This is a genomic window from Bacillus sp. S4, from assembly GCF_040838205.1.
Classification (GTDB): domain Bacteria; phylum Bacillota; class Bacilli; order Bacillales; family Bacillaceae_G; genus Bacillus_A; species Bacillus_A cereus_U.
Genome location: NZ_JBFPJI010000087.1, coordinates 1 through 12,823, shown reverse-complemented (window position 1 = coordinate 12,823; position 12,823 = coordinate 1). Strand labels below are relative to the sequence as shown.

Here is a 12,823-nt window from a genome sequence, read left to right as displayed (position 1 = left end):
ATATAAGTATAAAGAAAAATGCGTAGAAAATACTACGCATTATGATACTTTTGCTGATTTATTTTTAATAAATTTTGGTTGTTTCTGTAGTAGAAACTTTGTTTTCGCCATTGAAAAGACAAATAAAGCAATCCATATACAGAAAAACGCAATCATATGAGTAGATGTGAAATGTTCACCAAAAACGAACACACCTAAAATTAAACTAATAGTCGGCGCGATGTATTGTAAAAATCCTATCATATAGAGCGGAATAAGTTGTGCTCCTTTAGCAAAATAAAAGAGTGGTAACGCTGTAACAATACCCGCCCCTATTAAAAGAAACGTTGATATTGCCGAAATAGAACCGAACGAACCAAAGCCATGAACTCCTGTCATAAACAAATATATAAGTGCAAATGGCGTCACTAACATCGTTTCCATCGTAAGCCCAATTGTTGCGTCGTAATTTAATAATTTTTTCGTTAATCCATATAATCCAAATGAAAAAGCAAGTGAAAGAGAAACCCATGGAATTGATCCGAAACGTATCGTTAAAATAACAACGCCTAATCCAGCTAAACCAACCGCAACATATTGCCAAAAATTAAGCTTCTCTTTTAAAACAACTGTACCAAGTAAAATACTTATAAGTGGATTAATATAATACCCAAGACTTGCTTCGATTACATGGTTATGATTTACGGCCCATATGTATACAAACCAGTTTCCACTAATAAGTACCGAAGCAATTGTTAATGACATTAATAATTTAGGTCGTTTAAAAAGGGCCACTAACTCCCCACCAAACTGACGAAACCTCTTCGTTACTCCTAAAACTAACAACATAAAAACAAATGCCCAAACGATGCGATGCGCTAATATTTCATCCGCCGGTACTTCCTCCACCCATTTCCAATAAATCGGAAGAACTCCCCACATCGTATACGCACCCGCCGCATATATAATCCCCTGCTTTTGCTCTGCTATTTGACTCCCCATCTTCCCTGTTCTCCTCTTCTCTTTTTTTCTTCATTATAAGGTCTCACATACTTACTTTACCAATATTCAATCTGCATTTCTTTCGACATTCCTCTTGTAAATCCGTTATATGTATAAAAACACTCCTACTGTTATAATAACGAGCGCCGGAATACCGAAGACAAATTTACTTTTATGTGTCTTATGATGAAACATATACATACCAATCCAAGCTCCAACCGCTCCTCCAGCTGCAGCTGATAAAAACAACGTACTTTCTGGCGTTCTCCACTGCTTTTTCTTTGCTTTTCGCTTATCAAGCCCCATCATACTAAATGCTATAACGTTGATAATAATAAAATAAATCCATTTCATCTCTTTCTCTCCCTTAAAAAATTCGCTTTATGTTAACACGAAAACAAGGTGCGCACAAATAAAAATGGCTATAGGAAAAAAATAAAACTTTTTAACCTACAGCCATCATTGTAATACCTTATACTCTATTTCTAATCTTACTATGTTTTTTCGCGTATATAAAATAGATAAAAATACCTACAATAACCCAAATTGCAAAACTGATTAAAGTGGTTTTAGAAAGATTTAATGCTAAATATAAACAACTTACTATCGCAAGTATAGGTAAGAATGGAACTAACGGAGCACGGAACGGTCTTTTCAAATTAGGATGTGTCTTCCTTAATACAATTACAGCTATAGATACAAATATGAAAGCTGTTATCGTTCCCACATTCACTAAATTTGCCAACAAATTCAAGTCCAATAAACCTGCTAATACAGCCGCAAGAATACCCGTAATCCATGTATTAAAAAATGGTGTTTGATAACGTTTATGAACACTCGAAAATCTTTTTGGTAACAATCCATCTCGGCTCATCGAGTATGATACTCGAACAAATGCGAACATAGCAACTAACAGAACTGTTGTTAAACCAGCTATCGCTCCAACTGATAATAGACCAGCAATTCTATCCTCTCCTACAATACGCAGTGCATATGCTACTGGATCAGCTACATTCAGATCCGTAAATGGAACCATTCCAGTTAACACGAATGAAACACCAACATAAAGAATTGTACAAATGCATAAAGAGACAAGTAATCCAATTGGAACGTTACGTTGTGGGCGTTTCACTTCCTCTGCTGCTGTTGCAACTGCATCGAAACCTAAAAAGGCAAAAAATACAGTAGCAGCTCCTCCAATAACACCATGGTATCCAAAAGGAAGAAACGGCTGCCAATTCTCTGGCTTTACATAGTTTGCTCCTACAATAATAAATACTAAAATAACAGCCAGTTTGATAATAACCATTATATTATTTATACGTGCACTTTCTTTCACACCACGACTTAGTAAAAATGTAACAACTAAAATAATAATAACCGCTGGCAAGTCGATAATCCCGCCATTCCCCATCCCTGGTGCAGAAGCAACGATTGCCGGAATATGAATATTAAACCCTAATAGTAATGACTGAAAATAGGCTGACCATCCCGCCGCCACCGCAGAAGTAGCTAATAAGTACTCTAACATAACACATCAGCCAACTATAAAAGCAAAAATCTCACCTAATGTCATATACGTATACGAATACACACTTCCTGAGACCGGGACTGTAGATGCAAATTCAGCATAACAAAAAGCTACACAAGCACATACAATTGCAGCTAACATGAAAGATAATACAATTGCTGGACCAGCATGTTTCGCTGCTACAATACCTGTTAATACGAAAATGCCTGTACCAATAATTGCTCCAATTCCTAAAAGCGTTAAATCAATTGCTCCTAAAGTTTGCTGTAACACGTTTTTCTTTTCTTCATTCATTGCTTTCTTTATAAATAAACTCATTCGTAGAAACCTCTTTTTCAAAATTATCCCTTACTCATTACAATCTTTATTACTGTTGCTATTACACATTAATAATATTCATACTTTACTTTCACTCCCTATATAAACTCCACAAATTACATGCCTAAAAATCAGAAAAATCAATCTTCTAAAAATACGCTTGTTAACAAGCATGTTTTTAGAAGATTGATTGAATTTATCACACGATTAATTATATTGTCAACAATATAATTAATTCACCCACATCGAATAATTATAAATAAAATAGTATTCCAAAATATACGATACCACTTGAAAACACTGTTAATTCCCATTTCAATACATTTTATATTATTTCGGAATTCATTTTTATACATCAGACTCAATGAAATCCCCATATACAAACAAGATAAAACCAGTCGATTCGTTATATAGAAATAATTATTCATCTTATCTTGTTAGACCGATTAACTTCCCTACAAATTGCAAACAGTATTTTCACCTAAGACAATAAAAAAAGCGCAGATGTTCATCTGCGCTTTATTCTTCCGCTTCAATTTCTGTACTATTATTATCGATATGTTCCTTTTGAGCTTCTTCTTGCAGCTCTGCTGAAATCATCGCATGATAAATTTCTGGATATAATCCAAATATTTGATATACACTTCCTAAAAACGGCATCGGAATCCCTCATTTCTAAAGTTGTATTGCCATTCTTAAGGATTCCCTTTTCACTCATTATACATTCGTTTTTGGCACTTCTTCTTCATCGGGAACATGTAATACATTTTGCCATTTTTTATAAGGCGCACTATTTGGATCCACATACCCTTTCGCATACGAACGATCCCACAATTGTTTCATAAACATCTCTTTCTCTTTCTTTGCAACCATATCTGCACCTGTTCCGTAATAGTTTTGGAAATACAACTCAATTTCATCAAGGAATAGCCTTAACAAATCGTCAGATGTTTCTTCTAACGTCGGGTCATATTTTGCCTCACGATCATACATTAAAATCATATCTAAAATATTATGGACATGCTCTTTACGAAGCCATCTAATATCTTGAGCACCTAATACAAATGCATGTGTATATAAATGTCCACCTTGTATCATTGCCTTTTCTTGCTCTTCTTCAAACCTGGACAAGATATTTTCATAAATAAACGGATTATGAAGCAATGCTCTGTGCAACTTATAACTTTCGCTTGAAATATTTTTCCCCATCGACTGGATTAAAAAGCTACGGCCGACACCGTTATATTGATACACGAATTGCCCATCAACAGCAACTAAGCTAATCCAGCGATACATATACGCGTATAGAAGAGCACGATTACATTTATCGTAATCTAACTTCGTTTGCGTTGCATTCAAGTCTGGCATAAAGGCTGGTAAGTGCCAATATTTATCTAAATGCGGCGTCAAACTAGATTTTTTACTATTTAATTTGTTCACGCGGCGATAATACGATTGAAAATAATCACCTTTATCGTTCATAAAACCATTCGCAATATGTCCAGATGAAAGCTTAGGAAAATCTTGTAGCGATAATCCGTAATGAGCACGATAACAAATCACTTCAAATGGTGAAAACGCCTCGTTTACCGTATCTTTTTCTTTAAACATTTCTTGCAATAACTCTTCTTGCAATTCTTGTTTTAAAGAAGGATGTACGCCCCAATATTGTAACTCTCTATGATGAGAAACTTTCGGAACGAACGGACTTGCTAAATGGAAAAGATCTTCAATTTTTTCACGAACGTATTCATCACGATCACGTTTCTTGAAATCTGCTTCTTTTCGCAATGCTTCAACGATATTAAGCTCTAGTTTGTCACGATAGCGCACTTGAAGTTCGTCATAACAATAACTCAATATATGTTCACGATAGAAGTCTTCCACCTTTTTCGACTGAATTTCTTCGGCTTTCGCATCACGACAATATTCCCCGTACAAGCTCATATAAATTTCAGCCGATATATCTTTCGGTAATACACCTAAATTTAAATGTTGCTGCATATCTTGCCAAATCTTTTCTTGCAATTTCTCTTCAGCTAATACGTATACATTCGTCGGGTTCGTTTTCCCCTCAAATTCCTTGCTTCGCTTTTGGATTTCAAACAATAAATTTTCACGTGTTTCGTGTAAATTATCAAAGAATCTTTCCCAATATTGGATCATTTTATCAACTGCTTGGTATAGCGATTGATACACGAGTTCTAATAACATTTCTTTACGATACTCACTTAATTTGTGGACATATTGCGTTACGATATCTTCAAATTCTTTTTTGAACAAACGTTGCTGATTATAAAACATTTTGCCGACCCAGCCTTGTTGCTGGGCAATTTCAACGCGGCGAACAGCCGTTACCGTTCCATCAATATTACTCACATTAAATTTCTTATCGTAGTTTTGAATTAAATTACGCTTTTGTTCATTATTTTCATGCAGTCGATTCATCTTCTCTACTAACTGCTTACGAATTTCATACAGCATAAAACGTGCTGCGACAGGATGAACCGGATCCGTTTTCTTTAAAAACCATGTATTTAATTGATAAGACTGTCCTTCTGATCCACTCGGTATAAAGCGGTCTGATTCGACCATGTCATATAAAAGTGTAGTCACATGCTCATGTACACGGCTCGGAATCGCATAAGCATATAAACGAACCGCATGATCAACTCTCGCTACTTCACCTTTCATTTGTTCCATCATTTTCAGTTTCGCAGCCGATATTTTACACTCATGCTGTAGGCGGTTTAATTCTTCATCTTTTTGCACTGTACGGTGTACGTAGCTTTCGACAGCCTCTAAAAACAACTTAGACTTCGCAACACCGACCTTACCGCCCTCTGCCCCTTCGCGCGTCTCATTGAACATTTGTCTATAAAAAATATGGGCCTGTTCTGGACGAGTAGCAAGATGCTCTAAATCTTCTAAATAACTTTTCCCGCGCTCTGGCTTTTCACGCTGCATACCGCGCTTTACATCTTGATCATATCTTTGCTTCTTCTCTTGAAACAGTTGATCTAAATGAAGCCAAGATTCATCTAAACCTTGCACCGCCCATTTTAAAGCACAGTATTTCAAAACGTGCTCATACGGATAAATGAGCTTCGCCGTTCCTGCTCCGCAATATCTCCCTTTCCCACTCGATTCTGCCAATTGCTGAATTTGATTATCTTCTTGCGCAAAATGATTTGCAGACATTGGACTGAATAACTGTAAATAAATCGTATTTGCCATTTGCTCCATATAATCCGATAAATTGTGCAAATGGTGCCCATGTAAATTTTCATAATCATATAAGAAACAATAATTGTACGGTAAATGATGCTGCTTTATCGTATGATTTGTTCTTCCATCTTCATCCACTTGATCAGGACGATATTCTAATTCAATCGTTACGCCGCCTCGTTTTGATAATTCACCAGTCGACCCGAGCGTAATAGCGTGCAACTCTTTTAACGATGCATAACCATTCGCTTGCACAGTTTCAAACTCTTTCGCACTAACCGTTCTCGTCTTAACTAAAACATCAGGCATTAAAAACGCACCGCGAATTAAAATGTTGTGATGCTGCAATTTTTTCCGGAGCATCTCACGCAAATATAATGCGATTTGTAAAAACATCCCTGAACCTGTTCCGCCAGCTAGTGATGTTACAATAATGACACGTACACCATATTCGGTCTGATCACTTGTAACTGGAAAAATCTTCTCGATTTCTTGCCAAAACGATGTGAGTTTATCTTCTTTCATCGCAGCACGTAACGCTAACCGTGAAATGACGCGTAACTGTCCAGCCCCTTCTGTTAACGGTTTATCGAGTATAGTCGGGTCCATCGGAAACCACTCTGGAATCGTTGGATCTCCCGCAATATACTCTCTCGGTGTTTTACTCGAGCTCGTTTGCGTTTTAAACTTCCGAATATGATCAAATTTACTCAATGTATTCACATCTGTATCAAATACATGCATCGCTACCTTTTTACGACGCTCCTCAGGTAATCTTTCATATATTTGATGTGTGACAGTACTACCGATTCCACCTAAGCCAATTAAAATTGTTGGAACTTGTAATGTCATGTGAACCACCTTCCTATTCTTGCTTGTTTGAAAAGAAGAATAAAGAGAGCCGGGCCTCCTCCGCCCCTCTTACACCCTATCTACTATTCACATTCGTACCGGTAAATCTCCTTACCATATCCTCTATCAATTACTAAAAGTTCATTTGGATACAACGTCTTATGCTCCATTCCTACCTCTTCCTCTGTTATAAACATCCCATCAATAATCATCCCAACTACTTGCGATTCTTTTGCTACAAATATAGATTTCGATCCTTTTTTCGCTATTAATGTTACAGATTGCACCGTCTTTCTTTCTGCTCGGAATGGAATGCCAAAATAGTGCTTCCACCATTTATTTTTAAGTAACTCTGGTTCAGATTGATAAAGCCAATCTTTCGCTACTTCTTGATCCCATTCGTAATATAGTAATGCTTTCCGATGAAATCTCGGACGAACAATCCATCCTAAAATAATAATTCCTACTATTAAAAGTAATAAAGTAATAGGAATTACAAATTTAAAAATGAGCGCATACCTCTCAAAAAACGGCGCATTTTCAATGTGCAGTACGATCTTTTCCTTTACTTCTTGTAATTTTGAATCATTGATCGTGATGGTAGCCTCTACGGTGCCGGTATCTGTAAAATTGAATGTGTCGGAGTAATAAGGTCGAGGATAAACATAAACTTGACTACCATGCTGTTTTAATTCATAGTTGATCGATTGATTCGATGTGACACCAGTAGATTTTAATAGTTTCTTTACAGCCTCTTCTGTCATCGGTTTACCATTTAACTGGGGCTGTAAAATAAATGGTTTACTATTTTCTAAATTTGTTACCTTTTCTTCATAATCTTTCGTAACAGCTTGAAGTGTTAATTTTGGTTTTTCAGCTGGTTCAATCTTGAATTCTTTCGTCTGTCTATAAAATCCCTTTATATTCATATGGACTTTCCCGCGTACTAACTCTTTACCAACCTTTGTCTCGTAATAAAACACATGTCTTTTATCATCCCACTTCATCGGATACTGCTTTCCGTCTATTTCTACTTCTGCTTCGAAATAAGAAATTTGAATTGGTAATTCAGTAGGTTTCGCTTCAATAACAGCTGTCACACCTTCATACATTTTCTCAACATTTTTTCTATCTTTATCATCTTTGTCATACGTAGAAACAGTATAATTAAGCGCTGGTTCAACAAGTACTTGTAATCCCTCTTTCTCAATGTCCTGATCCACTTCTATCGTATATGTCCCTGGCTTAATCACTTCCTGATTCGCTGTACTTACATGCACTATATTTCCGAATAATTTAGCTTCTCCTGGTGCATGTATAGAAAAAGAAGACTGCAATTGTAACGGTTTGGAAAGTTGCATAACTTTATAATTAGACAAAGAAGGTGATTGTCGTACAAGCGTCATACGCTTTAATGGAAACGGTGTTGTAATCTCTACTTTTTTCCCTACTATTTTCGTTTTGACAATCGATTCAACAGAAGAAAATGGATCACGATTTGCAACTAATGCTGCCACTTGATTCACACTTTGTACAATACCATCCTCACCGCTAGACGGCATGACAACTCCATTCATTTCTTTTTTCCAAATCTCTTTAAACGTATTTAACTGCAGCTTCTCTTGCTGCCCTAAATCCTCTTCCATCGTGATTAAGACTGGGTGTAAAGAGATCTTTTTAGAATCCATCTCTTTCTTAAACTGTGCTAACTTCTGTGTAATTTGTTCTTTTCCGCCAACCTTATCTTTCTCCAAATCATTAAATGCCCCGTCAGTTAATACAATAAGCCAAAATTCACGTTTCCCATCTATATCTGCTTCCTTCTTTATAGATTGCATCGCCGTTTCTACTGCGCTAAATGGAGTATTTAAATATGTTTTCCACGCGCCGATTCCATTAATTTCTGTTTGCCTTTGATCCTTTGTTAACGAAATGTTTAACGGATCATTTGGCTTACTCATTGGAACGTAAGAAAATTTATCTTTCTCATCTAATAGCGCAACTAAACTTTGCAAGGCGTAATTGGCATACTTCCAGCGATCGTTATTTCTCATGCTGCCCGAATCATCATATACAAGTGAAACGACCCTTTCCTTTGCCTCCTCTCCTTTTGCAAAAACTGAAAAAGGTAAACATATAAATAGAAACAACATGAACGTGGCACAAATTCGAATTTTCATGATGAGGCTTCGCCACCTTTGTAGACAAATTCCTATGTTTAAATTTATGAGGGGAAACAAGATATATGACTTGTATTTTAGGACAACAGTTCACAACAATTACATTATGTAAACAAAAATAAACTACTCCCATATTTTATTTCGAGTTTTTTCCTTATTATATATCTGAAATAACACATAGCTTTCATACTTTTCCCGCTATAAATTCCACCATTAAAGTTTGATTTTCTTTTCAATACAAGAAATAAAGAGCACGCTATAATTAGCGCACTCTTTACTTCTTCACATATACTTCAACAATCGGATTTTCCTTTTGATCTGCATGTAAACGTATATTCTCTTCACCCGTATTATAAATGCTAGCTACCAGCATAACTGTTAATAAATTAGGTGTTTTCGCATCACTCCCATATTTTCGTTCAAGAGCTTCTGTATACTCGAAATCCAAATCACCCTGCACATATGTATACACTTCAAAACCATCTTTTAAATTACATACGACCGTATCAATAATATCCGCCCCTACTTGTTTCTTTATTTCCCCCCGCAATGCTTCTATAAATTCTTCCCAAGGAACTTCATACGTCTGAAATTGGTCTGTAGATTTCATTTCCTTTCCTCCTCATTATGTATCCTGTTCGTATATTTCCCCTTTCCTATAACAATTATGATAGATAGGTCATTCGTACAAGCCGCACTTGTCCCCCTTACATATCGTATTACTGTAATGGGGGAAGGAGGAAAGAACATGCATAGACAAAAATGTTATAATACATGCCAACGTTATTTCGGAAAAGTTGTTCGAATTGAAGATCGTGATGGTCATATCCATTTAGGAAAAATAATAGACGTGACAAATGATTCTGTTTGGATTGAGCCAGTACAGCAGCGTTCATCTTTTGATACAGGATTTGGATACCATGGCGCATATTCAAATGGCGGATGTGATATTTGCGGCGGTCTTAGCAGATGTGATAACTGTGGATTTGGATGTGGTGGTGGATTCGATGGTGGATTCAGTGGTGGATTCGGTGGCTGCGGATGTGGCCGTCGTGGTTGCGGCGGTTGTGGATTTGGTGGCGGCTGGGGCTTTGAACTCGGATTTGGTTTTATTTTTGGAATTACTTTGGCTGCATTATTTTTCATCTAACATAGTAAAGAGTTGACTATCTTTAGCCAACTCTTTTTCTCTATTTTTCACATATAAAAATGCGATGTCCTAAAATATGTTGATACATAAGCAGTACTTGTTCGTGTTGCACCCACGCTTCATACAATTCTTCTGGAATAAACGGTGATACATTCCACTCTGGCTCTTCCATATGTCCTGCAACTGTTTCTGCAATAGTTCCGCCACCCGCAATTGTAATTCTTTTAAAATTTGCTGCTTTAAATAAATGAATCCACTCATTCTCAGTTAATACTTCTTTCATACCGTATAACTGTCCAATCTTTTCCTCCTCTTTCTTCTCAATATGTTTTTCGGTAATCATTTCAATGACAACAAGCTTTCCATCCTTCTGTAATACACGATAACATTCCGAAATAACCTTTTCTTTATTTGTAAAAGCGAGTATAGATTCTCCAAGTACAAGCTCAAATGAATCATTTAAACACGGTAATCCTTCTACATCTCCTTGAATCAATTGTATATTCAAACCATCAAACAACCATCTATCTTTCGCTTTTTGAATCATAATTTCATTCTTTTCAACCGCTGTCACTTTATAACCCAATTCTTTTGTCATATACGCCGCTGTTTTCCCCGTGCCGCAACCTATCTCAAGGACACTAGCTCCACTTTTAAGTGGCAATTGAGATAATAATTGTTTTGTTAACGTAAAACCACCAGGATGAGCACTCCCTATTCCGTAGTAAGCTAGAAAATCGATGTAAGTATTTCGTTCCATGGAATTCTCCCTTTTTTATTTTATATATTCCAAGAAGGAAGAAAAGTGCATAAAAAAAAGGGCGCATCGCGCGCCCTCTCTCTTACTTATCTTCACCAATATATGCCCATTTGTAGCTGTAATCTCCACCAACTGGGTGGTGAATAATACCTTTTACTTTCGCTCTTTGAACAAGAGCATCACCACGTTGATATAATGGTGCAATTGCTGCGTCTTCAAGTAACATTTTCTCAGCTTTCAGTAAGCTATCCCAGCGATCTTTCGTTTTCGTTAATAGTTCGCCTTTACCTTTTTCTACAATTTCATCATATTTCGGATTTGAATATCCAGTTTGGTTATGAGGTCCATTTGTAACGAACATATCAATGAATGTCATTGGATCTAAGTAGTCAGGTCCCCAACCAGCGTAAGATAAATCATAATCTAGATCTGATTCTAATTTTAATTTTTGTTTAAACGGTTGGTTTTTCAAATTCACTGTTAAGCCCGGTAAGTTCTTCTCAAGCTCTCCTTTTAAGAACTCCCCTACTTTTTTCGCGTTATCGCTATCGTAGTTTAATAGCTCAATCGTTACTTGCTCTTTTCCAAGCTCTTTTTTCGCTTTTTCCCAATGCTCTTTTGCCTTTTTCACATCCGTTTTTAAAATATCTCCATTTTCTTTACGGAAGTCTTTTCCATCTGGGCTTTTCGCAAATTCTTTTGGCACTAAGTAATCTGCAGGTGTAGATCCGTCATTTAAAATAACATTCGTTAAGCCTTTTTTATCATACGCCATCGCAATCGCTAAACGTAAATCTTTACTCTTTAACACTGTATCGTGGCCACCACGTTTTTGGTTTAAACGTAAGAAGTACGTTGACGGTGTTTTTTGTGTATAGAAGTCTGGATTTGATTTATATTTATCAACCATTTCAGACGTAAGTCCAGCACGATCGATTTGTCCGCTTTCATATAAGTTTACACGTGTACCGCTGTCTTTTACTACGTTAAAGTTGATTTCATCTAACTTAACTGTTTTATTATCCCAATATTGTGCATTTTTCTTTAATTTCCAACCTTCTTCATGTTTCCAGTCTGTTAATGTAAATGGTCCGTTGTATAACGTTGTATCTGCTTCTAAACCGTATTTTTCTCCTTTTTCTTTTACGAATTTTTCATTTAACGGATAGAATGTTCCAAATGAAGTTAATTCTACAAAGTAAGGAACTGGATTTTCTAATTCTACCTCTAATGTGTAGTCATCTACAGCTTTTACACCTAACGTATCAAGTGGTGCTTTTCCATCATTAATTGCTTTTGCGTTCTTTAAATCAAACATAATGTATGCATATTCCGCTGCTGTATTTTTATCCACCGCACGTTTCCAAGCAAACACGAAATCTTTCGCTGTTACAGGGTCTCCATTTGACCATTTTGCATTTTTATTTAATGTAAATGTATACTTTTTACCATCATCACTCTTTTTATATGATTCAGCAACCCCTGGTGTTGCTTTATTATCTTTATCAAGTCGATATAAACCTTCCATTACGTTGTTTAAAGCAAGAAACGATACTTGGTCTGTCGCTTTTGCTGAATCCATAGATGGAATCTCTTGGCTCTCTGTTAAATTAAGTACTTGCTTTGCTGCTAATTTCCCGCCTTCTTTTTCACTACTTTTCGGCGTTGTGTTCGTCTTTTCTTTTTCCCCTGATCCCGAGCAAGCTGTTAATGCCATACTCATTACTAGAACTGGTGCTACAACCGCTGTTAATTTTGTCATCTTTTTTCTCTTCATTTTTTTGTACCCTCCCCAATTATATGTACGATATTAACATTTAGAG

The 12,823-nt window shown here is 36.3% G+C and carries 9 protein-coding genes and 1 pseudogene; 1 reads left to right on the top strand and 9 read right to left on the bottom strand.

What is annotated here, in order from left to right:
• Positions 1–39 precede the first annotated feature (39 nt).
• The 7 genes and pseudogenes from rarD to AB3X48_RS11225 form a co-directional block, all read right to left on the bottom strand.
• Entirely contained in the window at positions 40–981 is a 942-nt protein-coding gene (gene rarD, locus AB3X48_RS11255; protein ID WP_016105810.1) for an EamA family transporter RarD, read from the bottom strand.
• 105 nt (positions 982–1,086) lie between these two features.
• Positions 1,087–1,335, bottom strand: a complete 249-nt coding sequence (locus AB3X48_RS11250; protein ID WP_002111093.1) for a DUF1294 domain-containing protein — start codon at positions 1,333–1,335, stop codon at positions 1,087–1,089.
• A 118-nt stretch (positions 1,336–1,453) separates the two neighbouring features.
• Positions 1,454–2,830 (bottom strand): annotated as a pseudogene (locus AB3X48_RS11245) (APC family permease).
• A 519-nt stretch (positions 2,831–3,349) separates the two neighbouring features.
• On the bottom strand, positions 3,350–3,490 hold the full coding sequence (locus AB3X48_RS11240) for a phosphonate ABC transporter permease (RefSeq protein ID WP_002111095.1): 141 nt from the start codon (positions 3,488–3,490) through the stop codon (positions 3,350–3,352).
• A 57-nt stretch (positions 3,491–3,547) separates the two neighbouring features.
• Positions 3,548–6,910, bottom strand: coding sequence for a tubulin-like doman-containing protein (locus tag AB3X48_RS11235; RefSeq protein WP_016105812.1), 3,363 nt, complete (start codon positions 6,908–6,910; stop codon positions 3,548–3,550).
• Positions 6,911–6,993: 83 nt separating this feature from the next.
• Entirely contained in the window at positions 6,994–9,090 is a 2,097-nt protein-coding gene (locus AB3X48_RS11230) for a vWA domain-containing protein (protein ID WP_016105813.1), read from the bottom strand.
• A gap of 274 nt (positions 9,091–9,364) precedes the next feature.
• Positions 9,365–9,700, bottom strand: a complete 336-nt coding sequence (locus AB3X48_RS11225; protein WP_016105814.1) for a hypothetical protein — start codon at positions 9,698–9,700, stop codon at positions 9,365–9,367.
• Between the two features lie 138 nt (positions 9,701–9,838).
• Between AB3X48_RS11225 and AB3X48_RS11220 the strand changes: the two genes are divergently transcribed.
• Positions 9,839–10,240 carry a hypothetical protein gene (locus AB3X48_RS11220; RefSeq protein ID WP_016096373.1) on the top strand — a complete coding sequence of 134 codons (402 nt, stop codon included), beginning with the start codon at positions 9,839–9,841 and terminating at the stop codon, positions 10,238–10,240.
• 40 nt (positions 10,241–10,280) lie between these two features.
• Here AB3X48_RS11220 and AB3X48_RS11215 read toward each other — a convergent pair whose 3' ends face one another.
• Positions 10,281–11,000, bottom strand: a complete 720-nt coding sequence (locus AB3X48_RS11215) for a class I SAM-dependent methyltransferase (protein WP_016105815.1) — start codon at positions 10,998–11,000, stop codon at positions 10,281–10,283.
• Between the two features lie 82 nt (positions 11,001–11,082).
• A complete protein-coding gene (locus tag AB3X48_RS11210) occupies positions 11,083–12,777 on the bottom strand; it encodes a peptide ABC transporter substrate-binding protein (protein WP_016105816.1) in 1,695 nt (564 codons plus the stop codon).
• Positions 12,778–12,823 lie beyond the last annotated feature (46 nt).

Bases quoted from the DNA above. Each gene is read 5' to 3' on its own strand.
- rarD (WP_016105810.1), bottom strand. From the start codon at position 981: ATGGGGAGTCAAATAGCAGAGCAAAAGCAGGGGATTATATATGCGGCG.
- AB3X48_RS11250 (WP_002111093.1), bottom strand. From the start codon at position 1,335: ATGAAATGGATTTATTTTATTATTATCAACGTTATAGCATTTAGTATG.
- AB3X48_RS11240 (WP_002111095.1), bottom strand. From the start codon at position 3,490: ATGCCGTTTTTAGGAAGTGTATATCAAATATTTGGATTATATCCAGAA.
- AB3X48_RS11235 (WP_016105812.1), bottom strand. From the start codon at position 6,910: ATGACATTACAAGTTCCAACAATTTTAATTGGCTTAGGTGGAATCGGT.
- AB3X48_RS11230 (WP_016105813.1), bottom strand. From the start codon at position 9,090: ATGAAAATTCGAATTTGTGCCACGTTCATGTTGTTTCTATTTATATGT.
- AB3X48_RS11225 (WP_016105814.1), bottom strand. From the start codon at position 9,700: ATGAAATCTACAGACCAATTTCAGACGTATGAAGTTCCTTGGGAAGAA.
- AB3X48_RS11220 (WP_016096373.1), top strand. From the start codon at position 9,839: ATGCATAGACAAAAATGTTATAATACATGCCAACGTTATTTCGGAAAA.
- AB3X48_RS11215 (WP_016105815.1), bottom strand. From the start codon at position 11,000: ATGGAACGAAATACTTACATCGATTTTCTAGCTTACTACGGAATAGGG.
- AB3X48_RS11210 (WP_016105816.1), bottom strand. From the start codon at position 12,777: ATGAAGAGAAAAAAGATGACAAAATTAACAGCGGTTGTAGCACCAGTT.